Origin of the sequence: Pseudomonas sp. FIP_A4 (assembly GCF_036701605.1) — a bacterium.
Classification (GTDB): domain Bacteria; phylum Pseudomonadota; class Gammaproteobacteria; order Pseudomonadales; family Pseudomonadaceae; genus Stutzerimonas; species Stutzerimonas phenolilytica.
On record NZ_JAYDXP010000116.1, the window covers coordinates 74,640 to 98,867 of the forward strand.

Annotated in this window: 28 protein-coding genes and 1 tRNA gene; 20 read left to right on the forward strand and 9 right to left on the reverse strand. The window is 62.2% G+C overall.

Annotated features, from left to right (window positions below; translation table 11 throughout):
- The first annotated feature begins 38 nt into the window (after positions 1–38).
- A complete protein-coding gene (locus U8L64_RS04070) occupies positions 39–470 on the forward strand; it encodes a TlpA family protein disulfide reductase (protein ID WP_043297777.1) in 432 nt (143 codons plus the stop codon).
- Positions 471–481: 11 nt separating this feature from the next.
- Here U8L64_RS04070 and U8L64_RS04075 read toward each other — a convergent pair whose 3' ends face one another.
- The 4 genes from U8L64_RS04075 to U8L64_RS04090 form a co-directional block, all read right to left on the reverse strand.
- A complete protein-coding gene (locus U8L64_RS04075; protein WP_043297571.1) occupies positions 482–1,054 on the reverse strand; it encodes a lytic transglycosylase domain-containing protein in 573 nt (190 codons plus the stop codon).
- 4 nt (positions 1,055–1,058) lie between these two features.
- Positions 1,059–2,009: a hypothetical protein gene (locus U8L64_RS04080; protein ID WP_043297573.1), complete on the reverse strand. Its 951-nt coding sequence runs from the start codon at positions 2,007–2,009 to the stop codon at positions 1,059–1,061.
- A gap of 9 nt (positions 2,010–2,018) precedes the next feature.
- Positions 2,019–3,734 (reverse strand): proline--tRNA ligase, encoded by a 1,716-nt coding sequence (locus tag U8L64_RS04085; protein ID WP_043297574.1) that lies wholly within the window; start codon positions 3,732–3,734, stop codon positions 2,019–2,021.
- A 166-nt stretch (positions 3,735–3,900) separates the two neighbouring features.
- Positions 3,901–5,139, reverse strand: coding sequence for an OprD family porin (locus U8L64_RS04090; protein ID WP_043297576.1), 1,239 nt, complete (start codon positions 5,137–5,139; stop codon positions 3,901–3,903).
- Positions 5,140–5,546: 407 nt separating this feature from the next.
- Here U8L64_RS04090 and U8L64_RS04095 point away from each other — a divergent pair, with 407 nt between their 5' ends.
- Positions 5,547–5,969 carry an HIT family protein gene (locus U8L64_RS04095; RefSeq protein ID WP_054094991.1) on the forward strand — a complete coding sequence of 141 codons (423 nt, stop codon included), beginning with the start codon at positions 5,547–5,549 and terminating at the stop codon, positions 5,967–5,969.
- Between the two features lie 3 nt (positions 5,970–5,972).
- The gene (locus U8L64_RS04100; protein ID WP_054094990.1) at positions 5,973–6,179 is read left to right on the forward strand and encodes a SlyX family protein; all 207 of its coding nucleotides are present in this window, start codon (positions 5,973–5,975) and stop codon (positions 6,177–6,179) included.
- Positions 6,180–6,228: 49 nt separating this feature from the next.
- Here U8L64_RS04100 and U8L64_RS04105 read toward each other — a convergent pair whose 3' ends face one another.
- Together U8L64_RS04105 and U8L64_RS04110 are read right to left on the reverse strand one after the other, a co-directional pair.
- Positions 6,229–6,840, reverse strand: coding sequence for a cold shock domain-containing protein (locus U8L64_RS04105; protein WP_102828758.1), 612 nt, complete (start codon positions 6,838–6,840; stop codon positions 6,229–6,231).
- Between the two features lie 245 nt (positions 6,841–7,085).
- The gene (locus U8L64_RS04110) at positions 7,086–7,556 is read right to left on the reverse strand and encodes a Dps family protein (protein WP_008567659.1); all 471 of its coding nucleotides are present in this window, start codon (positions 7,554–7,556) and stop codon (positions 7,086–7,088) included.
- 301 nt (positions 7,557–7,857) lie between these two features.
- Here U8L64_RS04110 and aspS point away from each other — a divergent pair, with 301 nt between their 5' ends.
- The 16 genes from aspS to nadA all read left to right on the forward strand — a co-directional run bounded on the left by aspS (position 7,858) and on the right by nadA (position 21,190).
- The gene (aspS, locus tag U8L64_RS04115) at positions 7,858–9,633 is read left to right on the forward strand and encodes an aspartate--tRNA ligase (protein ID WP_333394265.1); all 1,776 of its coding nucleotides are present in this window, start codon (positions 7,858–7,860) and stop codon (positions 9,631–9,633) included.
- Positions 9,634–9,762: 129 nt separating this feature from the next.
- Positions 9,763–10,512 (forward strand): YebC/PmpR family DNA-binding transcriptional regulator, encoded by a 750-nt coding sequence (locus U8L64_RS04120; RefSeq protein ID WP_043297581.1) that lies wholly within the window; start codon positions 9,763–9,765, stop codon positions 10,510–10,512.
- A gap of 166 nt (positions 10,513–10,678) precedes the next feature.
- Positions 10,679–11,203 (forward strand): crossover junction endodeoxyribonuclease RuvC, encoded by a 525-nt coding sequence (gene ruvC / locus U8L64_RS04125; RefSeq protein WP_003290080.1) that lies wholly within the window; start codon positions 10,679–10,681, stop codon positions 11,201–11,203.
- Positions 11,204–11,274: 71 nt separating this feature from the next.
- Positions 11,275–11,880, forward strand: a complete 606-nt coding sequence (ruvA, locus tag U8L64_RS04130) for a Holliday junction branch migration protein RuvA (protein WP_054094987.1) — start codon at positions 11,275–11,277, stop codon at positions 11,878–11,880.
- Between the two features lie 4 nt (positions 11,881–11,884).
- Positions 11,885–12,937: a Holliday junction branch migration DNA helicase RuvB gene (ruvB, locus tag U8L64_RS04135; RefSeq protein WP_043297584.1), complete on the forward strand. Its 1,053-nt coding sequence runs from the start codon at positions 11,885–11,887 to the stop codon at positions 12,935–12,937.
- A 51-nt stretch (positions 12,938–12,988) separates the two neighbouring features.
- Positions 12,989–13,432, forward strand: coding sequence for a tol-pal system-associated acyl-CoA thioesterase (gene ybgC, locus U8L64_RS04140; RefSeq protein WP_054094986.1), 444 nt, complete (start codon positions 12,989–12,991; stop codon positions 13,430–13,432).
- A gap of 2 nt (positions 13,433–13,434) precedes the next feature.
- The gene (gene tolQ / locus U8L64_RS04145) at positions 13,435–14,127 is read left to right on the forward strand and encodes a protein TolQ (protein WP_008567652.1); all 693 of its coding nucleotides are present in this window, start codon (positions 13,435–13,437) and stop codon (positions 14,125–14,127) included.
- An 11-nt stretch (positions 14,128–14,138) separates the two neighbouring features.
- Complete coding sequence (gene tolR, locus U8L64_RS04150; protein WP_054094985.1) at positions 14,139–14,591, forward strand: protein TolR; 453 nt, start codon at positions 14,139–14,141, stop codon at positions 14,589–14,591.
- Complete coding sequence (gene tolA, locus U8L64_RS04155; RefSeq protein WP_043297587.1) at positions 14,591–15,592, forward strand: cell envelope integrity protein TolA; 1,002 nt, start codon at positions 14,591–14,593, stop codon at positions 15,590–15,592. The genes tolR and tolA overlap by 1 nt, the downstream gene beginning before the upstream one ends.
- Positions 15,589–16,890 carry a Tol-Pal system beta propeller repeat protein TolB gene (gene tolB / locus U8L64_RS04160; protein WP_054094983.1) on the forward strand — a complete coding sequence of 434 codons (1,302 nt, stop codon included), beginning with the start codon at positions 15,589–15,591 and terminating at the stop codon, positions 16,888–16,890. Before tolA ends, tolB begins: the two co-directional genes overlap by 4 nt.
- Before the next feature lie 58 nt (positions 16,891–16,948).
- Complete coding sequence (pal, locus tag U8L64_RS04165; protein WP_008567647.1) at positions 16,949–17,452, forward strand: peptidoglycan-associated lipoprotein Pal; 504 nt, start codon at positions 16,949–16,951, stop codon at positions 17,450–17,452.
- Between the two features lie 6 nt (positions 17,453–17,458).
- Positions 17,459–18,277, forward strand: a complete 819-nt coding sequence (gene ybgF / locus U8L64_RS04170; RefSeq protein WP_333394275.1) for a tol-pal system protein YbgF — start codon at positions 17,459–17,461, stop codon at positions 18,275–18,277.
- Positions 18,278–18,390: 113 nt separating this feature from the next.
- Positions 18,391–19,038: a 7-carboxy-7-deazaguanine synthase QueE gene (gene queE, locus U8L64_RS04175; RefSeq protein WP_054094982.1), complete on the forward strand. Its 648-nt coding sequence runs from the start codon at positions 18,391–18,393 to the stop codon at positions 19,036–19,038.
- A 46-nt stretch (positions 19,039–19,084) separates the two neighbouring features.
- Complete coding sequence (gene queC, locus U8L64_RS04180; RefSeq protein ID WP_054094981.1) at positions 19,085–19,759, forward strand: 7-cyano-7-deazaguanine synthase QueC; 675 nt, start codon at positions 19,085–19,087, stop codon at positions 19,757–19,759.
- Positions 19,760–19,818: 59 nt separating this feature from the next.
- Positions 19,819–19,894 (forward strand) — tRNA-Lys (locus tag U8L64_RS04185).
- A 237-nt stretch (positions 19,895–20,131) separates the two neighbouring features.
- Complete coding sequence (gene nadA / locus U8L64_RS04190) at positions 20,132–21,190, forward strand: quinolinate synthase NadA (RefSeq protein ID WP_333394278.1); 1,059 nt, start codon at positions 20,132–20,134, stop codon at positions 21,188–21,190.
- 84 nt (positions 21,191–21,274) lie between these two features.
- On the opposite strand, the gene U8L64_RS04195 is transcribed toward nadA, so the two are convergent.
- Complete coding sequence (locus U8L64_RS04195) at positions 21,275–22,705, reverse strand: M48 family metalloprotease (protein WP_054094979.1); 1,431 nt, start codon at positions 22,703–22,705, stop codon at positions 21,275–21,277.
- Between the two features lie 107 nt (positions 22,706–22,812).
- On the opposite strand from U8L64_RS04195, the gene U8L64_RS04200 reads away from it, so the two are divergent.
- Entirely contained in the window at positions 22,813–23,064 is a 252-nt protein-coding gene (locus tag U8L64_RS04200) for a sulfurtransferase TusA family protein (protein WP_043297597.1), read from the forward strand.
- 48 nt (positions 23,065–23,112) lie between these two features.
- Here U8L64_RS04200 and U8L64_RS04205 read toward each other — a convergent pair whose 3' ends face one another.
- The gene (locus U8L64_RS04205) at positions 23,113–23,586 is read right to left on the reverse strand and encodes a peroxiredoxin (RefSeq protein ID WP_054094978.1); all 474 of its coding nucleotides are present in this window, start codon (positions 23,584–23,586) and stop codon (positions 23,113–23,115) included.
- Between the two features lie 11 nt (positions 23,587–23,597).
- The gene (locus tag U8L64_RS04210) at positions 23,598–24,158 is read right to left on the reverse strand and encodes a glycine cleavage system protein R (protein ID WP_043297601.1); all 561 of its coding nucleotides are present in this window, start codon (positions 24,156–24,158) and stop codon (positions 23,598–23,600) included.
- Positions 24,159–24,228 lie beyond the last annotated feature (70 nt).

Genomic DNA, 24,228 nt, shown 5'->3' on the forward strand with positions numbered 1-24,228 from the left:
GGGTACCGGACGTGGGCAAGTTCAGAGGCCTGTTGTTGATGCTGCTGGGCGGCCTGCTGGTCAGCGGCTGCGAGCAGGACTGGGGTGTGGATCAGCACGGGCAACTGGTGGCCGCCGAGCAATTGCAGGGGCGCTGGCTGCTGATCAATTACTGGGCGGAGTGGTGCGGCCCGTGTCGTACCGAAATTCCCGAGCTGAATCGTTTGGCCGAATCCCGCACGGACCTGCATGTGCTTGGCGTCAACTTCGACGAGCTGCGGGGAGAGGAGCTGGCGCAGGCGGCCGAGGCGCTGGGAATCCGTTTTCGCGTGCTCAGCGAGGATCCAGCCGAGCGGCTGCGACTGTCGCGCAGCGCGGTACTGCCGGTGACCTATCTGGTCGACGACACGGGCAAGGTGCGCGAGCAACTGGTTGGCGAGCAGACTGCTGACAAGCTGTTGGCCCGGCTCGAGCAACTGCGTGATGAGTAGAGCGCCGGCGCTCAGGGGCGCACGTACCAGAAGTCCTGCCAGAAACCAATCACTTTCGCCGGGTAGCGCTGCTGGCCGAGGCTGCCGTTGTAGCGGGCGAGCGCACGGCTGATGTCGCCCTTCTCCTTGCGCAGGTAGTAGCTAAGGATCGTGCAGCCGTAGCGCAGGTTGGTGGCGTTGTCGGTGAGGTTGTCCTGCGGGCGCCCGAGTTCGGCTTTCCAGAACGGCATCACCTGCATCATGCCCTGAGCGCCGACGCTGGAAATCGCGAAGCGGTCGAAGCGGCTCTCGGCGTGGATCAGCGCCATGACCAGATCGGGACGCAGCCCGGCCTTGGTCGCCTCGCGGTGTACCAGGCGCAGCAGGGTGAGGCGTTCCTCGGTGTCGGCGATGTAGCGCTTGAGGCGGGTGGACATGTCGAGCAGCCAGACCTCGGCCTCGAAACGGTCCTGAAAGCTGTCCGCCTCGGCGACCGTGCGCTGCATCAGCTCGCGCAGTTCGGGCTCCGGAGCCTGGCGGATGCTGGCCTGGAGCGGGCATGCCAGGAGCAGGAGCGCCGACAGCAGCCAGCAGCGCCATGGCATGGTGTCAGTTGTCCACCGACGAGGCGGTGCGCCCGGCGTCCTGCATCAGGCGCTGGAGAAACTCCTGCTGCAGTTCGGGATCATGCCGCGTCAGCTCGATCAGGCTCTGCTCCAGCTCGCTGGCTTCTTCCTCCAGCCCCAGCTCGGACAGGCGTTTGACGCGATGAACCCACTGCGCCACGTCGTCACCTTCGAGATCGTCGAAGATCAGGTCGTGGGCTTCCAGCAGCTTGCCGCGCAAGTTGTGGCTGACCAGCAATACGGCGTCGGCGCGCGTGCCGTCCTGCTCATCCTCGACGCTCAGCAGCAGCTTGCCGATGGGGCCGATGTCCTGCTCGGCAAACGGTCCGTCGAGCAGGTTGAGGTGCAACACGCCGTTGCGGTCGGTGTTCAGCTCGTGGAGCTGTTCGCCCGCGCTGACCCGCACCGGACGTTCGGCCCAGGGCAGGCTGGTGTATTCCAGGCGGGTATCACGGCGCTGTTCGTCGAGACTGGCGAGGTTCTGCTGCGAGCGCCCGTTGGACTCGACGTTGAGGAAGGGGTTGAGGCCGGCGAAACCGTAGCTGATCCAGCCGCGGGTGGCGCTCTCCGGCACGTTGCCCAACAGTACGACGTTGACCACGTTGGCGCCGATGCCGGCGACCACGGCGACCGCCCCGAGTGGTATCTCGTACAGCTCGCGCCAGGCTTGGTAGGGCGTGTAGCGATCGTAACGGCGGGTGACCTCGAAATCGGTAACCTCGAAGGTCCGCTGTTCCTGGATGCGGACGCGCCGTTGCGGCAACTCCAGCACCGGCGGCTCGCCGACCTCGATGCGCAGGCTGTGGTCGAGCGGTTTACGCTCGGTCCTGGCCTCGTGCTCGCTGCGCTGCGGCAGATGGTTGGCGCAGCCGCCAAGCAGTAGCGCCGCGCAGAGCGCGGCGCCGGTTGAAACTACAACACGTCGGTTGAGCATGGTTTCCGATCAGCGTGCGACACGCGAATTGATGAAAGACAGGATGTCAGCGGCAGCGACCGCCTGCGGTTCGGCATCGCGACGGTGCTTGTACTCCAGGGTGCCGTCGGCCAGGCCGCGATCGCCGATGACGATGCGATGCGGAATGCCGATCAGCTCCATGTCGGCGAATTTGACGCCCGGACTGGTCTTCTTGTCACGGTCGTCAAGCAGCACTTCGTAACCGGCGGCAGTCAGGTCGGCGTAGAGCTTGTCGGTCGCCTCGCGCACGGCCTCGTTCTCATACTTCATCGGCACGAGAGCGATCTGGAACGGCGCCAGGGCGTCCGGCCAGAGAATGCCGCGCTCGTCGTAGTTCTGCTCGATGGCCGCGGCGACGACGCGGGACACGCCGATGCCGTAGCAGCCCATGATCAGCGTGGCCGGCTTGCCGTTCTCGCCCATGACCTGGCAGTTCATGGCCTCGCTGTACTTGGTGCCCAGCTGGAAGATGTGACCGACCTCGATGCCGCGCTTGATCACCAGGCTGCCCTGGCCGTCCGGGCTCGGGTCGCCGGCAACCACATTGCGCAGATCAGCGACCTCAGGCAGCGGCAGATCGCGCTCCCAGTTCAGACCGAAGTAGTGCTTGTCGTCGACGTTAGCGCCGGCGCCGAAGTCGCTCATCAGCGCGACCGATCGGTCGATGACGCATGGAATCGGCAGGTTCAGCGGGCCCAGCGAGCCGGGGCCTGCACCGATGGCTGCGCGGATCTCGGCTTCCGAGGCGAACACCAGCGGGCTCGCGACCTGCGCCAGATTCGCGGCCTTGATCTCGTTGAGTTCGTGATCGCCACGCACGATCAGGGCGATCAGCTGGCCTTTCTCGAGACCATGTACGACCAGCGTCTTGACGGTCTTCTCGATGGCCAGACCGAACCGCTCGACCAGCTCGGCGATGGTCTTGGCATTCGGCGTGTCGACCAGCCGCAGCTCCTCGGTAGGTGCGGCGCGCTCGCTCTCGCGCGGGATGGCCTCGGCCTTCTCGATGTTAGCGGCGTAGTCGGAGGTGTCGCTGAAGGCGATATCGTCTTCGCCGGATTCGGCCAGCACGTGGAACTCGTGCGAGCCCGTGCCGCCGATGGAGCCGGTATCGGCCTGCACCGGGCGGAAGTTCAGGCCCAGACGGGTGAAGATGTTGCAGTATGCCTGGTGCATACGGTCATACGTTTCCTGCAGCGATTCCTGGCTCAGGTGGAAGGAGTAGGCGTCCTTCATCAGGAATTCGCGGCCACGCATCAGGCCGAAGCGTGGGCGGATTTCGTCGCGGAACTTGGTCTGGATCTGGAAGAAGTTGATCGGCAGCTGCTTGTAGCTGTTCAGCTCGTTGCGCGCCAGGTCGGTGATGACTTCTTCGTGGGTCGGGCCGACGCAGAACTCGCGCCCATGACGGTCCTTCAGGCGCAGCAGCTCGGGGCCGTACTGCTCCCAGCGCCCGGATTCCTGCCACAGCTCGGCTGGCTGGATCGCCGGCATCAGCACTTCCAGGGCCCCGGCCTTGTTCATCTCGTCACGCACGATAGCCTCGGCCTTGCGCAGCGCGCGCAGCCCCATCGGCATCCAGGTATAGAGCCCCGAAGCCAGCTTGCGGATCATCCCGGCGCGCAGCATCAGCTGGTGACTGATCACCACTGCATCGGACGGGGTTTCTTTGAGGGTCGAGAGCAGGAACTGACTGGTGCGCATGTGGCCGTTATGTCCTTGCAGAGGCTGGAATTTGGCCCGGCATTGTACGGCCGCGGCAAAGAAGCGTACAGAAGCCGGCCCGCGTGAGTGGACGCGTGGGGCTGCCGTATGAAAAAGAAGAGCCCGGCCAATTGGCCGGGCTCCGGGGTGTTGCGATGAATGCCGATTACAGGATGCTGATCGGATAGATGGCGTACAGGCGCCATTCGTTCACGTCGTTCCAGGCCGGGTTGTTGGTGCGCAGGATGGAGTTGCGTGCGCGCAGGGTCAGGTCCTTGGCCGCGCCATCCTGGAAGGTGTAGGAAACCTGGTTGAAGATTTCACGCTCGGTCGCCTCGCCTTCACCGCCGTAATAGGCAGCATCGATGTTATCGCCGCGCACATAGGCGGTCTTCCACTGCAGGCCGGCTACGCCATAGCTGCTGAAGTCCAACTCGTAGCTGGCTTGCCAGGAACGCTCGTCCTTGAAGTTGAAGTCGGAGAGGTAGGAGTTGGCTACCCAAATGGAGCCGCCGCCGTCGCCGTTGTCGTACAGGTAGCCGGTATCGCCGGAGACGCGCTGGTGCGCGAGGATGAACGCGTGGGCACCGACTGCATACTTGGCCGACAAACTCCAGATGGTGTTGTCATCGACTTTCGAGCCGTCTTCGCTGAAGTCTTGATTGATGTCGTCGGTCTTGTAGTAGTTGAGGTCGAAGGTCAGCGATTGATCATCTGCCAGCGGCATCACGTAATTAACGTTGGCGTACTTCTTGTCGTAAGTGTCTTCGACATCGGAGAAGTACAGCGAGGCGCTGAGATTATCGGTGAACGCATAAGTACCGCCGAAGACGTCGAGACTCTTCAGGCCGAAGTCGTCACGTGCGGGGGAGCCCATCGGGCTGTCAGCGGTGAAGTGACCGGCGTTCAGTTCAAGCCCTTCGATTTCGCTGCTGGTGATCATGGTGCCGGTGAAGGCTTCAGGCAGCAGGCGGGAGTCGTCGGAGGCGATGACCGGAAGATTGACGAACTGATTGCCGTACTTGAGCGTGGTGTTGGAAAGGCGGAATTTCACCGCCGCGCCCGCTTCGGAGAGATCGTCTTCCCAATTCTTAGGCTCTCCGGGGAACATGTCGCCCTGGCCGCCGTCGAGCTTGACACCCAGCAGCCCGTAGGCATCGATGCCTACGCCGATAGTGCCTTGGGTAAAGCCGGACTCGAACGTGGTGATGAAGCCCTGCGCCCAGGTGTTGCGGTCGTCTACCCCATCTTTGTGGTCACGGTTCCAATACGTGTTGCGCAGCAACAGATCCAGCTTGGCATCCTCGACGAAGCCTTTGGCTTCCGACTGCTGGCTGGCCAGCGCCATCTGGGATGTGCCCGCCGCAACGGCAAGGGCAATTACGCTCCACTTCATCACTTTCATCGTGATTTGCTCCATTGGTTCAAAACGGTGCTTGCTCTCGTGTCGACGCACGCAGAGATCGCTTCTTGTTATCCGAATCTGGCCCGATTTCGGCGTATTACGCTTCTTCGTATCGAGCCATTCGCAGAATGTACTGTTTAGCTGCGTCGATAGGCTAGAGCAAGTTTGCCAAGCCTGCTTTCGGCTTACGTGCAGGACTTAACCAATCACGGTCTAGCAAGAAGCGTACTCAAGTCGTGTCGGCCTGAAGCTGCGCGAATGCTCACCTGGGCAGGCGGTAGCATGTGCTGCATGGTGGGGCATGCGCGCTTGACTCTGCTCCGACAGGGCGCAGACCTGCGCGCAAGGGTATTCTTGGCGTCAGCGTGGGTTCGACCGCGCCTGACTTGTCATACAGGAGCGCCGTTATGTTCATTCTCGATTCGCGTCTGGAGCAGGACACATTGCCGATTGGCGACTTTCCGTTGTGTCGGCTACTGCTGATGAATGATGCACAGTATCCGTGGTTCATCCTGGTGCCGCGGCGTGAGGCGGTCAGCGAGCTGTTTCAGCTGGACGCGGCGGACCAGCAGAAGTTGTGGCATGAAACCACCGCGCTTGCAGAAATCGTCAAGGACAGTTTTGGCGCGGACAAGATGAATGTCGCGACGTTGGGCAACGTCGTCAGCCAGCTGCATATGCACGTCATTGCCCGCTCCCGCGATGATGCGGCGTGGCCGGCGCCGGTGTGGGGGCGGCATCAGCCCAAGCCGTATACGCAGGATCAGGCGGCGGCGATCAGGGCCCGCCTCAAGACTGTGTTGACCGATCAGTTTCGCTTCGGAGAGTGAGTTATGAACGTGGAATCGCGAATCGCCGATCTGGAGGCGCGACTGGCATTTCAGGACGATACGATCCAGACGTTGAACGATGTGCTGGTCGAGCAGCGGCGTCTGGTTGATCGAATGCAGCTGCAGTTGCAGGCATTGGCCAGGCGGCTGGAAGAAATGCAGAGCAGCATCGGGGGCGAGGGAGACGAGGCGCCGCCACCGCATTACTGACGGGTGGAGCGCAAGAGGCCGGCAGGGCCTGCGCCTGCCGGCATCGCACTTACAACGTGACCACGTCCTCGGCCTGTAGGCCCTTGTCACGCAACATGATGGTGAATTCGACGCGCTGTCCTTCGGTCAGCACGCGATGGCCCTCGCCGCGAATCGCGCGGAAATGCACGAACACGTCGTCGCCGCTATCGCGGGAAATGAAGCCGAAACCTTTGGACGTGTTGAACCACTTCACCGTACCGGTTTCCCGGCCGGCGCCGCTGACGCTGGCGGCGGGTGCGCGCTGCTGCCGCGGGCGTTCGCGCTGCGGCTGGCGCTGGGTGCGAGTAGCCGCCAGGTGCAGGAGCACGGCGACGAATACCAGCAGCAGGCTGGCGAGCGTGGCCGGTTGGCCGGCGATCTGCTCCAGCGGCAGTAGCAGGATGAGAGCCTGGGCTGCGGCGGCCAGCACCAGCAGCACTGATACGCCGAGCAGAACGGGACGGGCGCGCGGATCGGTGTTCGCGGTAATCGACGGAATGAACTGGATATTCAGCAGGCCGATCATCAGCAGGCAGAGTGCGGCTGGTTGCAGGAGAAGCGGCAGATCGCCGCGCAGGCTGGGGACGAATGACAGCAGTAAGGCGAGGACGCCGGTTAATACATGGACGATCTTGAGCATTCTTATGACTCGTAGTGGATACACGACAGGAAAAGGCGGCGGCAGGCGAGTGCCTGGGGAATGAGCTAGCAGACGTGCAGATGCCTGACTGGCGAAGAGACTCGGCGCCGCAGCGCGGCCGTATTTAACAGCAAAGGCCGGTGGCGCTCAAATGAGCCTTGGCCGGGCGCACACTGACGGTGCGCCCGGGGGAGGGAGCCTGCAGCCGAGGCGGGTGGCATGGCGACCGCCTCGGCGAGGATGACTCAGGCTGCCAGCAGGCTGCGCAGCATCCAGGCGGTCTTTTCGTGGATCTGCATGCGCTGGGTCAACAGGTCGGCAGTCGGCTCGTCGCTGACCTTATCCAGCAGCGGGAAGATGCCACGTGCGGTGCGCACGACCGCTTCCTGGCCTTCGACCAGCAGCTTGATCATCTGCTCGGCAGATGGCACGCCTTCGTCTTCCTTGATCGACGACAGGCGCGCATAGGCAGCGTAGGTTCCCGGCGCCGGGAAGCCGAGAGCGCGGATACGCTCGGCGATCTCATCCACGGCGAGCGCCAGTTCGGTGTACTGAGTCTCGAACATGGTATGCAGCGTGTTGAACATCGGCCCGGTGACGTTCCAGTGGAAGTTGTGGGTCTTCAAGTACAGCGTATAGGTGTCGGCGAGCAGACGAGACAGCCCTTCTGCGATGGCGGCACGGTCCTGTTCGGCGATGCCGATATCGATTTCCATGGTCGTTCTCCTTGGTGAGTGATCCGGTTGCAGTTATGCCAGAAAAACCGCGTCGTTTGTTGCTGATGTGGCGCCGCGGCAGGCCACCTGGCTTTGGAAGGGGCTCTTCGCCGTGGGTTCCCTGCGAGCGAATGCCCGGGCTCGGTTGCCGGGCAACGGCTGCGTCGGGACGATTATGCGGATATAATCCCGCGCTTGTGCCCGGCGGCTCGATAGCCAGGAGGCGGCGCCCGGCAATGGTGCGCCGGCACCGCGGCTCCAGCGACCTAACGAATCAAAGATACGAGAAGCGAACACCACCATGATGCGCAGCCACTATTGCGGCCAACTCAATGAAAGCCTGGATGGCCAGGAAATCACTCTCTGCGGCTGGGTACATCGCCGTCGCGACCATGGCGGGGTGATTTTCCTCGACATTCGTGATCGTGAAGGTCTGGCCCAGGTGGTATTCGATCCGGATCGCGCGGAAACCTTCGCCGTCGCCGACCGCGTGCGCAGCGAGTTCGTCGTATGCATTCGCGGCAAGGTGCGTCTGCGTCCGGCTGGTGCGGTTAACCCGAACATCGCCTCCGGCGCCATCGAGGTGCTGGGCTACGAGCTGGACGTGCTGAACGAGGCGGAAACCCCGCCGTTCCCGCTCAACGAATATAGCGACGTGGGTGAGGAAACTCGTCTGCGCTATCGTTTCATCGATCTGCGCCGCCCGGAGATGGCCGAGAAGCTCAAGCTGCGCTCGCGCATCACCGCCAGCATCCGTCGCTATCTCGACGAGAACGGCTTCCTCGACGTCGAGACGCCGATCCTCGGCCGCCCGACCCCCGAGGGCGCGCGCGACTACCTCGTGCCGAGCCGCACCCATGCGGGCAACTTCTTCGCTCTGCCGCAATCGCCGCAGCTGTTCAAGCAGCTGCTGATGGTGGCGGGATTCGATCGCTACTACCAGATCGCCAAGTGCTTCCGCGACGAAGACCTGCGCGCCGACCGCCAGCCGGAATTCACCCAGATCGACATCGAGACCAGCTTCCTCGAGGAGGCGGACATCATCGCCATCACCGAGGGCATGATCCGCAAGCTGTTCAAGGAAGTGCTGGGCGTGGAATTTGGCGAGTTCCCGCACATGCCGTTCGAGGAGGCCATGCGCCGCTATGGCTCGGACAAGCCCGATCTGCGCATCCCGCTGGAACTGGTGGACGTCGCCGATCAGCTCAACGCGGTCGAGTTCAAGGTCTTCTCCGGTCCGGCCAACGATCCGAAGGGCCGCGTCGCCGCGCTGCGCGTGCCGGGTGCGGCGAGCATGCCGCGCAGCCAGATCGACGACTACACCAAGTTCGTCGGCATCTACGGCGCCAAGGGCCTGGCCTACATCAAGGTCAACGAGCGTGCCAAGGGTGTCGAAGGTCTGCAGTCGCCGATCGTCAAGTTCATCCCGGAAGACAACCTCAACGTCATCCTCGATCGCGTCGGTGCGCAGGATGGCGACATCGTCTTCTTCGGCGCCGATAAGGCGAAAATCGTCTCCGAAGCGTTGGGCGCACTGCGCATCAAGCTCGGCCATGATCTCAAGCTGCTGACCTGCGAATGGGCGCCGCTGTGGGTGGTGGATTTCCCGATGTTCGAGGAGAACGACGACGGCTCGCTGAGCGCGCTGCACCACCCGTTCACGGCGCCGAAGTGCACGCCGCAGGAACTCGAGGCGAACCCCAGCGCTGCGCTGTCGCGCGCCTACGACATGGTGCTCAACGGTACCGAACTGGGCGGCGGTTCCATCCGTATCCATCGCAAGGAAATGCAGCAGGCGGTGTTCCGCATTCTCGGTATCGACGAGGCCGAGCAGGAAGAGAAGTTCGGCTTCCTGCTCGATGCACTGAAGTTCGGTGCACCGCCGCACGGCGGTCTGGCCTTCGGCCTGGACCGGCTGGTCATGCTGATGACCGGCGCGCAGTCGATCCGCGAAGTGATCGCCTTCCCGAAAACCCAGAGTGCTGCGGACGTGATGACCCAGGCGCCGGGTGCGGTGGACAACAAGGCGCTGCGCGATCTGCATATTCGCCTGCGCGAGCAGCCCAAGGCGGAATAAGCACCATCGGAAGCCTGGTTTTGCCAGGCTTCTTCGTCTTGGCAGTAGCGGTTTGCCAGGCGATTCGGCGAAGCCCGCTCGTGTCTGGGCTTTAGAACTTCTGATTCAGTTGAAGAAATGGAGTGAGTTATGGCTGGTCATTCCAAATGGGCCAACATCAAGCACCGCAAGGAGCGTCAGGACGCCAAGCGGGGCAAGATCTTCACCAAGCTGATCCGCGAACTGACCGTGGCGGCCAAGCACGGCGGTGGCGTACCCGCGGACAATCCGCGCCTGCGCCTGGCGGTGGACAAGGCGCTGACCGCCAACATGTCGCGCGACGTCATCGATCGCGCCATCGCCCGTGGTGCTGGTTCCAACGAAGCCGACAACATGACCGAGCTGACCTATGAGGGCTACGCACCGAGCGGCGTGGCTATCATCATCGAGGCTATGACCGATAACCGGAACCGTACTGCGGCCGAGGTGCGTCACGCTTTCAGCAAGAATGGCGGCAACCTCGGCACCGATGGTTCCGTGGCTTACATGTTCGATCGCAAAGGGCAGATCAGCTACGCGCCGGGTGTCGACGAGGACGCGCTGATGGAGGCAGCGCTGGAGGCGGGCGCCGATGACGTGGTCAGCCAGGAGGACGGCTCGGTAGAGATCTACACCAGCTTCGCCGACTTCCTGTCGGTCAACGAGGCGCTAACCCAAGCCGGCTTCAAGGGCGATGAGGCTGAAGTCGCGATGATCCCCTCGATCACCGCTCCGATCACCGATGTCGAGACTGCGCAGAAGGTGCTGCGCCTGATCGATGCGCTGGAGGATCTGGACGACGTGCAGAACGTCTACCACAACGCCGAGATCGCCGACGAGATCATGGAACAGCTCGGCTGACGGCGTCTGGAAGAAGCAGGCCGGAAGACGTCCAGCGGCGCTTCCGGCTTTTTTTTATGTGCGCCGATCTGACGAAATCGTGGGCATGAATGGGCTCTGCGGTGGCGCGTCGGGAGGCGCAGCCGTATACTCGCGCACTGGATAAATAGACAGCGCGACCACGGGCATGACGCTGATTTTGGGAATCGACCCCGGCTCGCGAATTACCGGCTATGGGGTGGTGCGTGACACCGGGCGCGGCTGCGAGTACGTCGCTTCAGGCTGCATTCGCACCGGCAGCGGCGAGCTGGCCGAGCGGCTGCGGGCTGTATTCAGCGGCGTCAGCGAGGTGATCCGAACCTACGGGCCGGTGACGATGGGCATCGAGCAGGTGTTCATGGCGCGCAACGCCGATTCGGCGCTCAAGCTCGGCCAGGCTCGCGGCGCGGCCATCGTCGCCGGCGCCGAGGCCGGCCTGCAAATCGCCGAGTACACGGCGACCCAGGTCAAGCAGGCAATCGCCGGAACCGGTGGGGCGGACAAGCAGCAGGTCCAGATGATGGTCATGCACCTGCTCAAGCTGCTGGAAAAGCCGCAGATCGATGCGTCCGATGCGTTGGCCATCGCGCTGTGCCATGCGCATCATCGGCAGAGCCTGATTCCGCACGGTTTGAGTGGCGCCAAGCGCCGGGGTGGACGTCTGCGCTTGTAGCCACGGTCGGAGCGGTAGGACAGTTTTGGCAGTCGCCGAGAGTGATCGGCGACGTTGGAGGAAGCGGAATCGTGATCGGACGTTTGCGTGGCACCCTGGCGGAAAAGCAGCCGCCTCATCTGCTTCTCGATGCGAACGGCGTCGGCTATGAGGTCGAGGTGCCGATGACCACGCTCTATCGCCTGCCCGGCGTTGGCGAAAGCGTCACGCTGCACACCCATCTGGTGGTGCGCGAAGACGCCCAGCTGCTCTACGGTTTCTTCGAGAAACGTGAGCGCGAGCTGTTCCGCGAACTGATTCGTCTCAATGGCGTAGGGCCGAAGCTGGCGCTGGCGCTAATGTCCGGACTGGAGGTGGACGAGCTGGTGCGTTGCGTGCAGGCGCAGGACACGTCGACCCTGGTGAGAATCCCCGGAGTCGGCAAGAAGACCGCCGAGCGTCTGCTGGTCGAGCTCAAGGATCGCTTCAAGGCTTGGGAAACCATGCCCTCGATCGCCACGCTGGTGGTTGAACCTCGCGGCGCCGGGGCAGTCACAAGCGCCGAGAACGATGCGGTCAGCGCCCTCATTTCGTTGGGGTTCAAGCCGCAGGAAGCCAGTCGGGCAGTCGGCGCCATACAGGAAGACGGTTTGAGCAGTGAAGAATTGATTCGCCGTGCCCTCAAGGGCATGGTGTAGCGCCATGATCGAAGCCGACCGCCTGATCACCGCCAGCAGTCGTGACCGCGACGAGCAGCTGGACCGCGCCATCCGCCCGTTACGGCTTGCCGAATACATCGGCCAGCCGGTGGTGCGCGAGCAGATGGACCTGTTCATCCGCGCCGCCAAGGGCCGCGGCGAAGCGCTGGACCACACCCTGATTTTCGGCCCGCCGGGCCTTGGCAAGACCACCCTGGCGAACATCATTGCCGAAGAGATGGGTGTCTCGATCAAGAGTACGTCCGGCCCGGTCCTCGAGCGTCCGGGCGATCTGGCCGCGTTGCTGACCAATCTGGAGGCGGGCGATGTGCTGTTCGTCGACGAGATCCATCGTCTCTCCCCGATCGTCGAGGAAGTGCTGTATCCGGCAATGGAGGATTTTCAGCTCGACATCATGATCGGCGAGGGACCGGCTGCGCGCTCGATCAAGCTCGATCTGCCGCCCTTCACCCTGGTCGGTGCAACCACTCGCGCCGGCATGCTGACCAATCCGCTGCGCGACCGTTTCGGTATCGTGCAGCGCCTGGAGTTCTACTCGACCGAGGACCTGGCGACCATTGTCAGTCGCTCGGCAGGCATCCTCGGGTTGCCGACCGAGGCGGCGGGAGCTTTCGAGATCGCCCGTCGCGCGCGCGGCACTCCGCGCATCGCCAACCGCCTGCTGCGCCGTGTCCGCGATTTCGCGGAAGTACGCGGGCGTGGCGAGATCACCCGTGAGATTGCCGACCTGGCGTTGAATATGCTGGATGTCGACGAGCGTGGCTTCGATCACCAGGATCGTCGCCTGCTACTGGCGCTGATCGAGAAGTTCGACGGCGGGCCGGTTGGCGTCGACAGCCTGGCTGCGGCCATCAGTGAAGAGCGCCATACCATCGAGGATGTGCTCGAGCCCTACCTGATCCAGCAGGGTTACATCATGCGTACGCCTCGTGGGCGCGTGGTCACGCGACACGCTTATCTGCACTTTGGTCTGAATCTGCCGCGGCGTCTGGCCGAATCGCCCACGCCGGACCTGTTCAGCGGCGACACGGATTGATGAAAATATTGTTCACCCACCCAATTGGCATTTTCCAGGCCGGGCACTAGTATGCGCGCGCGAATCAACGCTGAGCCGTTCGTCCATCGCTGTCGGGTCTATTACGAGGACACCGACGCGGGCGGCATCGTCTACTACGTCAACTACCTCAAGTTCATGGAACGGGCTCGTACCGAACGCCTGCGCGATCTGGGTTTCGACCAGTCGCAGCTCGTCGGGGAGGACCTGCTATTCGTTGTGCATTCGTGCGAGGCGCGTTATCACGCCCCGGCGCGACTGGACGACGAGCTGCTGGTGAGTGCCGAGGTGGTTGAAATGAAGCGTGCCAGCCTGCGTTTCAATCAGCAGGTCAAGTGTGCCGCGGATGGGCGATTACTGTGTGAAGGTCAGGTCCTGGTGGCCTGCGTGCGTGCCGAAAGTCTGAAACCCCGAGTCATTCCCGAAGCGCTGCGCGAAGCCTTCGCCGGCTCGGGTCTATCCCCTGCAGGAGAGTAAGCGTGGAAGCCAACGTCGATCATATGTCCATGTGGAGCCTGATCAGCAACGCCAGCTTCGTGGTGCAGCTGGTCATGCTGATCCTTGTGGGGGCCTCGGTCACCTCATGGATCATGATTTTCCAGCGTGGCAATCTGCTGCGTGCCGCCAAGCGTTCATTGGATGCCTTCGAGGAGCGCTTCTGGTCGGGCATCGATCTGTCCAAGCTGTACCGCCAGGCCGGTAGCAATCCCGATCCGGACTCGGGCGTTGAGCAGATTTTTCGCGCCGGTTTCAAGGAGTTTTCCCGGCTGCGCCAGCAGCAGGGCGTTGATCCCGATGCGGTGATGGACGGCGTCAATCGTGCGATGCGCGTGGCCATTTCCCGTGAGGAAGAAAAGCTCGAGCAGAGCCTGCCGTTTCTCGCCACCGTCGGTTCGACCAGTCCCTACATCGGCCTGTTCGGTACCGTGTGGGGCATCATGAATTCTTTTCGTGGCCTGGCCCAAGTGCAGCAGGCCACCCTGGCGACCGTGGCCCCGGGTATCGCCGAGGCGCTGATCGCCACCGCTATCGGCTTGTTCGCCGCAATTCCGGCGGTTATCGCATATAACCGTTTCTCCGCTCGTGGCGAGATGCTGATCGGGCGCTACTACACCTTTGCCGACGAGTTCCAGGCGATCCTGCATCGCAAAGTTCACACCACCGAAGATTGAGGCCTCACGTAATGGCCAGAATTCGCAACAGACGCAAGCCCGTCGCCGAGATGAACGTGGTGCCCTACATCGACGTGATGCTGGTGCTGCTGGTGATCTTCATGGTGACCGCGCCCATGCTCAACCAGGGCGTGAAGGTCGATCTGCCCAAGGTCAGCAGCGAGGCGCTGCCGCAGGACAACAACGCCCAGGTGCTGACCATTTCGATCAAGGCCGACAAGACCTATTACTGGAATATGGGCAGCGAGGTGGACACCGATACCGTGCAGGATCGTGCGCTGACGCTTGACGAAATGACCAGGGCGGTCACGGCGATCATGAATCAGAACCGCAGCCAGGGTAAGCAGATCCAGGTATTCGTGCGCGGTGACAAGGCGGTCGATTACGGCTCGGTCATGGCCGCGATGGGTGGGCTGCAGGAAGCGGGCGTGGGCAACGTCGGCCTGATCACCGAGGCGCCCTGATGCAGCACGCTGAACGCTCTCCTGCGGAAAGCTACTTCTGGCCCGTCGTTCTGGCGGTAGGCCTGCATGTCATCATCTTCGGCCTGCTTTTCGTCAGCTTCGCCATGACGCCCGATTTGCCGCCATCCAAGCCCATCGTCCAGGCCACGCTGTATCAGCTGAAGTCGCAAAGCCAGGCAACGACCCAGACTAATCAAAAGATCGCTGGCGAAGCCAAGAAGACCGCTGCCAAGCAGTACGAGACCGAGCAGATGGAGCAGCGCAAGGTCGAGCAGCAGAAGCAGGCGGCGGCCAAGGCTGCGGAACAAAAGAAGGCCGAGCAGGCTCGAAAGGCCGAAGCGGAGAAAGCGGCTGCTGCCAAGAAGGCTGCCGAGGCGAAGAAGGCTGACGAAGCCAAGAAGGTCGAACAGCAGAAACAGGCCGATATCGCCAAGAAGAAGGCGGCCGAAGAGGCGAAGAAAAAAGCAGCTGAAGAGGCCAAGAAGAAGGCTGCCGAGGAAGCGAAGAAAAAGGCGGCGGCTGAGCAGGCGAAGAAGAAAGCGGCTGAAGACGCGAAGAAAAAGGCGGCGGCCGAAGCGGCGAAAAAGAAGGCTGCGGCAGAGGCTGCGCGTAAAGCGGCCGAGGAGAAGAAGGCGCAGGCATTGGCTGAGCTGCTATCGGACACGACTGAGCGCCAGCAGGCGTTGGCCGACAGTCAGGGTGATCAGGTGGCGGGCAACTTCGATGACCTGATTCGCCTGCGTGCTGCCGAAGGCTGGACGCGTCCGCCTTCGGCGCGTAACAACATGTCGGTGCAATTGCAGGTGAACATGTTGCCTGATGGCACCATTACCGGAGTCAGCGTGGCGAGGTCGAGCGGCGATGTGCCATTCGACAACTCCGCGGTCGCTGCAGTGAGGAATATTGGTCGGTTGACGGAGATGCAGGGGCTCAGCCCGCAGGATTTCCAACCCTACCGGTCGTTCAAAATGACGTTTACGCCAGAGGATCTAGCGTTGTGATCAACTCCCTTCGAGGTTTACTCGTCCTTCTCTGCTGCCTGCTGGGAACGGCGGTGGCGCAGGAGAAGAACATCGTCGTCACCAGCGGTACCGATCGCGCCATTCCGGTGGCAGTGGTTCCGTTCGGCTGGCAGGGTGGCACCGTGTTGCCCGAGGACATGGCCGATATCATCGGCAATGACTTGCGTAATTCCGGAATTTTCCAGCCGATCCCGCGGCAGAATATGATCAGCATGCCGACCCGCGGCAGCGAGATCATCTACCGTGACTGGAAGGCACTTGGCGCCCAGTATGTCGTGGTGGGTAATATCCAGCCGGCCGGTGGCCGTCTGCAGGTGCAGTTCGGTGTATTCAACGTGACCACCGAGCAGCAGGTCATGACCGGCAGTGTCGGTGGTTCTCCGGATCAGCTGCGCGACATGGCGCACTACGTCTCCGACCAGGCGTTCGAAAAGCTCACAGGCATCAAGGGCGCCTTTTCTACCCGTTTGTTGTACGTGACGGCGGAGCGTCTTGGTGGCGCAAACACCCGCTACACCCTGCAGCGCTCTGACTATGATGGCGCGCGCGCGGTGACGCTGCTGCAGTCGCGCGAACCGATCCTGTCGCCGCGCTACTCGCCTGACGGTCGGCGCATCGCCTATGTTTCGTTCGAGCAGAAGCGGCCGCGCATTTTCATCCAGCACATCGACACCGGTCGGCGCGAGCAAGTCACCGGTTTCGAAGGGTTGAACGGTGCCCCGGCATTCTCGCCGGACGGCAATCGCTTAGCATTTGTGCTGTCCAAAGACGGCAATCCGGAAATCTATGTGATGGATCTGGGTTCGCGGCAGCTGCAGCGGTTGACCAACCACTATTCGATCGACACCGAGCCGTTCTGGGGGGCTGATGGCCAGACCATCTATTTCACCTCCGACCGCGCTGGCAAGCCGCAGATCTACAAGCAGCGACTGGGCAGCGGTGCGGCTGAGCGGGTTACGTTCGTCGGTAACTACAACGCCAACCCGAAACTGTCGGCTGACGAAAAGACGCTGGTAATGATTCATCGGCAGGATGGTTACACCAACTTCAAAGTTGCCGCTCAGGACCTTCAGCGGGGCAGCCTGCGCCTGCTGTCGGAGACCACTCTGGACGAGTCGCCCACTGTTGCGCCTAATGGCACCATGCTAATCTACGCAACCCGCCAGCAGGGCCGGGGAGTCCTGATGCTCGTGTCCATCAATGGGCGAGTGAGGCTCCCGCTTCCTACTGCTCAAGGCGAAGTCCGAGAGCCATCCTGGTCCCCTTACCTGAACTGATGCGGTACCAACGCTTTTTTAACCAACAAACCAAAAACCACACCTGGGGTTGTTACAGATGGAAATGCTGAAATTCGGTAAGTTCACCGCGCTGGCTCTGGCCATGGCTGTCGCTGTTGGCTGTTCCTCCAAGGGCGGCGACGATTCCGGCGAAGGCTCGGGCGCTATCGATCCTAACGCTGGCTACGGTGCGGACGCTGGTTCCGTTGACGGCAGCATGAGCGAAGAAGCTGCTCTGCGCGCCATCACCACCTTCTACTTCGAATACGACAGCTCCGACCTCAAGCCGGAAGCCATGCGTGCCCTCGACGTACACGCCAAGGACCTGAAAGGCAACGGCGCTCGCGTCGTTCTGGAAGGCCACACCGACGAGCGCGGCACCCGTGAGTACAACATGGCTCTGGGCGAGCGTCGCTCCAAGGCCGTTCAGCGCTACCTGGTGCTGCAAGGTGTTTCCCCGGCTCAGCTGGAACTGGTTTCCTACGGCGAAGAGCGTCCGGTTGCCATGGGCAACGACGAGCAGTCCTGGGCTCAGAACCGCCGCGTCGAACTGCGTAAGTAATTTGTCATGCGCAAGTACCGCCACGCTCTGAGTTTCGCAGTATTCGGAATGCCGCTGATCGCGGTTGCCCAGGTGCCGGTAGTTGAGAGTGATTTGGGAGCCGCTTACGGCAACTCGGGTTATTCCACGGCCGCACCGGAGAGTGGTGGTGCCTATGTCGGGGGTGGAGCCGCTGCTCCAGCCTCGGCACAGGGCATGATCTTCCAGCAGCTGCAGCAGATGCAGGAAGAAATCGCGCAATTGCGCGGCATGCTCGAGGAGCAGCAGAACCAGATCCAGCGCCTGCAACAGGAAGGACTGGAACGTTACCAGGATCTCGATCGTCGCTTAGCCAGTGGTGCCGCTGGTAGTGCCGCGTCAGGTCAGAATTCCGTTGCCGATGCTGGTCAGAGCGCCAGCGGCGGCAGTGTTGCACCAAATGCCCCGGCGCCCTCGGGCGATTCGGCAGGCGATCCGGCGAAGGAGAAGCTGTACTACGACGCTGCCTTCGATCTGATCAAGGCCAAGGATTTCGACAAGGCCAGCCAGGCATTCGGTGCTTTTTTGCGCAAGTATCCGAACAGTCAGTATGCGGGCAATGCCCAGTACTGGTTGGGCGAGGTTAATCTTGCAAAAGGCGACCTGCAGGGAGCCGGGCAGGCTTTTGCCAAGGTCAGTCAGCTTTATCCGCAGCACAACAAAGTGCCTGATTCGCTGTACAAGCTCGCCGATGTCGAGTTGAGACTGGGCAACCGTGACAAGGCGCAGGGTATTCTGCGGCAGGTCATTGCTCAGTTTCCGAACAGCTCGGCGGCGCAGCTGGCGCAGCGACAGCTCAACCGCTGATTGCTCGATCAAACGAAACCCGCACGCAAGGCGGGTTTTTTCGTTAGAATCGGCGCCCCCTTTACCTGCAACGGAGGCGGATGGCCTGTTTAGCCGTCACGCCCGTGGCTGATATGCACCAGACCCTGCGAATTACCGAGATTTTTTACTCGCTGCAGGGGGAGACGCGCACCAGTGGCCTACCCACGGTGTTCGTTCGCCTGACCGGCTGTCCCCTGCGCTGTCAGTACTGCGATACCGCGTACGCCTTCAACGGTGGTGAGCTGATGACGCTCGAGGCGATCCTCGAGGGTGTCGCCGCCTACTCGCCGCGTTATGTCTGCGTCACTGGCGGCGAACCGCTAGCTCAACCCAATTGTCTGCCGCTGCTGCAACGACTGTGCGATGCCGGTTACGGCGTGTCGCTGGAAACCAGCGGAGCGCTGGACATCGCCGGCGTGGACGAACGGGTGAGTCGCGTGCTCGACCTGAAGACGCCGGGCTCCGCCGAAGTCGCGCGCAACCGCTACGAGAACATTGCGCTGCTTACCCCGAACGATCAGGTGAAGTTCGTTATCTGTTCGCGCGAAGACTATGACTGGGCGGTGTCGAAGCTGATCGAGTACCGGCTGGAGCGGCGTGCGGGCGAGGTGCTGTTCTCGCCCAGTCATGGGCAGGTCGATGTGCGTGCGTTGGCGGACTGGATCGTCAACGACAATCTGCCGGTGCGCCTGCAGCTACAGCTGCACAAGATCATCTGGAACGACGCGCCCGGACATTGAGTTCCGGCGCTGCTGCGGCCGACTATCAACCCTTTGAGGAATAGGCATGGGCGAGAAAAGAGCGGTCATTCTATTGTCGGGTGGCCTCGATTCGGCGACGGTCGTGGCAATCGCCCGCGACCAGGGCTATAGCTGTTACACGATGAGCTTCGACTATGGGCAGCGTCACCGCGCTGAGTTGCAGGCTGCCGAGCGAGTCGCGCACCAGCTTGGCGCGGTCGAGCACAAGGTTATCGGGCTGAATCTCGATGGCATCGGCGGTTCGGCGCTCACCGATAACCGCATCGAGGTGCCCGAGCTCCCCGGCGAGGGTATTCCGGTTACCTACGTGCCGGCACGCAACACAGTTTTCCTTTCACTAGCGCTCGGCTGGGCGGAAGTGCTGGATGCCCATGACATCTTCATCGGGGTCAATGCGATCGATTACTCGGGTTATCCGGACTGCCGGCCAGAGTTCGTCGAGGCATTCGAGCGGCTGGCCAATCTCGCGACCAAGGCTGGCGTCGAGGGCCGCGGGTTCCACATCCGGGCGCCATTGCAGCAGTTGAGCAAGGCGCAGATCGTGCAGGAAGGAGCGCGCCTGGGCGTGGACTATGCGATGACTGTGTCCTGCTATCAGGCAGATGATGATGGGCGCGCCTGCGGCAAATGTGACAGCTGTCGTTTGCGGGCAGCCGGATTTGCTGCCGCCGGAATCGCCGATCCGACGCGTTATCGGTGAAGAAAAAAATAAAAAAGTCGTTGATTTCATCAATCAAATCAGTATCATGCGCCCGCATCGGGTCGTTAGCTCAGTTGGTAGAGCAGTTGGCTTTTAACCAATTGGTCGTAGGTTCGAATCCTACACGACCCACCAGATTCTCTCTTAAGAGAGCCATGAAGCCGGAGACCGCTAGGGTCGCCGGCTTTTTTGTTTCTGCGTGACTCGATTAGCGCTTTTGCGGTGATTGGGTGGCCGAAGCGCATGACGGGGCGCGCGGCTGCTGCGCCAGCATCTGCTCGCTTAAGTGCTTTAATGGCGCCAACTGCCGAATCCGTTCGATGCCCGGGTATACTCGGCGCTTCACGCAAATGTGCACGCAGGACCCGCAACATGACGCAAATACCCGAACGCATTCTTGTGCAGGCTCATCTCGCGGCCAAGCAGCCCAAGCCGCTGTCGCCCGAGCAGGAGGCGCAACTACGCAGCGAGATCGCCGCCGAGCTGAAGAAGCAGAACGCGATCCTGGTTGCGCACTACTACACCGACCCGGTTATCCAGGCGTTGGCCGAGGAGACTGGCGGCTGTGTTTCCGACTCGCTGGAAATGGCGCGCTTCGGCAACGAGCATCCGGCGCAGACAGTGGTGGTCGCCGGTGTCAAATTCATGGGGGAGACGGCGAAGATTCTCAATCCCGAGAAGCGCGTGCTGATGCCGACGCTGGATGCCACCTGTTCGCTCGACCTTGGTTGTCCGGTCGAGGAGTTCGCGGCCTTCTGCGATCAGCACCCGGAGCGTACCGTGGTGGTTTATGCCAATACTTCAGCCGCGGTCAAGGCGCGTGCCGACTGGGTGGTCACCTCCAGCTGCGCGCTGGAGATCGTCGAAAGCCTGATGGATAACGGCGAGAAGATTATCTGGGCGCCGGACAAGCATCTGGGAAGCTACGTGCAGCGTGAAACCGGTGCGGACATGCTGCTGTGGGATGGCGCCTGTATCGTTCACGAGGAGTTCAAGGCGCGGCAGCTAGCAGACATGAAGGCGCTATATCCGGATGCGGCGATTCTCGTGCATCCCGAGTCGCCAGAAGCGGTAATCGAGCTGGCTGATGCCGTAGGCTCGACCAGTCAGCTGATCAAGGCGGCACAGACGCTGCCGAACACATCGTTTATCGTCGCGACCGACCGTGGCATCTTCTACAAGATGCAGCAGCTGTGTCCTGGCAAGACCTTCATCGAGGCGCCTACTGCCGGCCAAGGCGCGACCTGCCGCAGCTGCGCGCACTGTCCGTGGATGGCGATGAATACCCTTGAGCGCACGCTTGATTGCCTACGCCAAGGCAGCAACGAGATTCGCGTGGATCCGGCGCTGATTCCGCGTGCGGTCAGGCCGCTTAAACGCATGCTCGACTTCACCCAGGCGGCGCGCCTGCGCCAGGCTGGCAACGCCTAAGCGACCGTCGCGAAGAGGGTGCTAAGGCGCGAGTTGGAGGAGAGGCGAATTCGTCCAGTCGGCGAGTTCGCCCCGGTACGGCGATCAGCGCAGCATGTCCTCGACCATGCGTTTTTCTTCCATCAGCCGTTGCTGGCGGGCATCGATTCGAGAGGCGAGCTGGAAGTTGCTGGAGCGCCGCTTGGCGAAATCCAGCTGCTCGATAGCCTGGTCGTAATCGCCAACCAGCGCGAAATACTCGGCACGGGCTTCGTGAACGCCAACGATGTTGCCCGTCAGCCCGCGAATCTCGGCGACCTGATACCAGATGTCCGGGTCGGCGCTGCGTTGTGCAGCCAACTGATCGAGTTCCTTGGCTGCCTGGGTGGTCTGTCCCTGCTTGATCAGCAGATCGATGCGTGCCTGGCGCAACGGGTAGCTGCCCGGGTACTGGCGCAACATGCGCTGCAGGTATTGCTCCGCCTGAGGCAGACGGTTGGCGGTGATCTCCAGTTCGATCTGGGCGAGGTTGTAGATCAATTCGTCCGGTGCCTTGTTCAGCAACGGCGCGAGGGTGCTGCGCGCTTCATCCAGTTGCCCGCCCTTGATCTGTGCCAGCGCCAGGCCATAGCGCGCGGCGTCGAGGTCGGCATTCTCGTTGAGCTGTGCGCGGAAGCGTTTGGCGCCGAGGCCGGGCGTGGTTTCGAAACGCAGCTGTGTGCGCGCGCGGATCAGCTGGTAACGCAGGCTGTCCTCGATGCCGCCGTTGGCGAGCTGCTCGGCGCGGTTGGTGGTGTCGGCGATGCGCGATTCGGTAACCGGGTGCGTCAGCAGAAATTCCGGCGGTTTCTGGTCGTAGCGATACTGACGCATCAGGCGGGCGAACATTTGTGGCATGGCGCGTGGATCGTAGCCGGCCTTCTCAAGGTTGAGAATGCCGATGCGGTCTGCTTCCTGCTCGTTCTGCCGTGAAAAGCGGCGCTGTGCCTGGATCGCCGCAGCCTGGGTCGAGACGATCGCGGCGATGCCGGCATCGCCGGCTCCGGCCGCGGCAGCCACCACACCGGCAAGCATGGCAGCCATCATCGGTATTTGCATGCGTTGCTGCGCTTCCAGGCCGCGAGCGAAGTGTCGCTGCGACAGGTGCGCCAGTTCGTGTGCCATCACCGAGGCGTACTCGGCCTCCGTCTGTGCATGAATGAACAGGCCGCCGTTGACACCAATGATTCCACCCGGTGCGGCGAAAGCGTTGAGGTGCGGGCTCTCGAGCAGAACGAACTCGAGGCGGCGATCCTGCAGCTGGCTGGTTTCCGCCAGGCGGTAGACGCTGCTTTCCACATAATCCTTGAGCAACGGATCGGATAGCTGCCGGACCTGTCCGCGCAGCAGGCTGAGCCAGGCGCGGCCCAGGAGGTACTCCTGCTCGGGTGAAACGATGCTCGAGCTGGCATCGCCCAGCGACGGCAGATCGCTGGCGGGTAGCGGGGAGGCGAGCAGGCAGGCGAGCGTCAGCAGGGTCGGGCGCAGCAGATTCATCCAGGCGGGCTCATCGTAGTGGAGTGCTACTGTAGCCTTGTGTTCGGGCGGCTGGCCAGAGGGCGTCCGTGCTCGGTATTCTGCGTTCCTTTTGCGGAGGCTGGACCATGACCGAGGCGAACGAACCGACTCTTGCTTTCGACGCCGAGCTGGATGCGGTAGGGCTCGCCTGTCCGATGCCGTTGCTCAAGGCCAAGCTGGAGCTCAACGGCCTGCCCAGTGGTGCGGTGCTGAAGGTGATCGCCAGCGATCCGGGCTCGCAACGGGACTTTCGCAGTTTCGCCAGGCTGGCCGGGCACGCATTGCTGCACGAGGAGGAACAGGACGGTCTTTATCGCTACTGGCTGAGGAAGGCCTGAGGGCCGAGTGATCAACGTTGTGAGGGGCGAAAAATCGCCCCGTTCGGTTCAGGCGTCGTTCAGCGCCTGGGCAGCCTGCAGGACCGCCTCGGCATGTCCCGGAACCTTGACGCCGCGCCATTGCTGGCGCAGCACGCCGTTGCGGTCGATCAGAAAGGTGCTGCGATCGATGCCCAGATATTCCTTGCCGTAGAGCTTCTTCAGCTTGATCACTTCGAACAGTTGGCAGAGTTGCTCGTCCTGATCGCTGATCAGCTCGAAGGGGAAGCCCTGCTTGTTTTTAAAGTTCTCGTGAGTCTTCAGGCTGTCGCGCGAGACGCCGAACACCCGCGTGTTGACCGCGCGGAAGGCCTCATAGCGGTCTCGGAAATCCTGTCCTTCGGTGGTGCAGCCCGGCGTGTTGTCCTTGGGGTAGAAGTACAGCACGACCTGTTCGCCCTTCAGCGCGGCAAGATCGACCTGCAAGCCGCCAGTGGCTTGTGCCTGGAAGGTCGCGACGGGTTGGTCGAGTTCGATTGCCATATCGGAATTCCTTACGGGTTTTGCGGGCGCCACGGCTCGATCAGCGCATCGAGATTCAGCGCATCGGCGAAGTCGAGAAACTGATCCCGCAGCCAGCTGATCTGGGTGCCGGCGGGAAGGGTAACGGTCAGTGTCGCATTGAGCATGGTGCCGCCGGTCTGCGGTGCCTCGTAGGTATCGCAGGTCAGGTTTTCCAGCTCAACGCGGTGATCGATAAAGAACTGGCACAGTTCGTTGAGGATATCCGGTCGGTACACGGCGCTGACATAGGCGACGTACGGCAGCGCCTGCGGGCGGCTTTCCAGGGCCTCGCTACGCACTACGCTGGCGGTAAAGCCGTGCTTCTTGGCCAGGCTGGGCAGGGCGGTTTCCATGCGCGCAAGGGCGTCCCAGCTGCCGGTGATCTCCAGCACCAGCGCGCTGCAGGCGCCGTGGCGAGTCAGCCGCGTGCTGACGACGGCGCAACGGTTCTCGTTGCTGGCCCGGCAGAGCACATTGGTCAGCTCCATGGGACTTGCGCCCAGGGCGCTGATGACGAGGAACTGTTCGCGGGGTACTGGAGGGGTGGACATGCAACATTCCTGGCGGTGATGAATCGGGTCGGCCAGCCAAGCCGAAAACGGCTAAGAGTAGCGAAAAGCG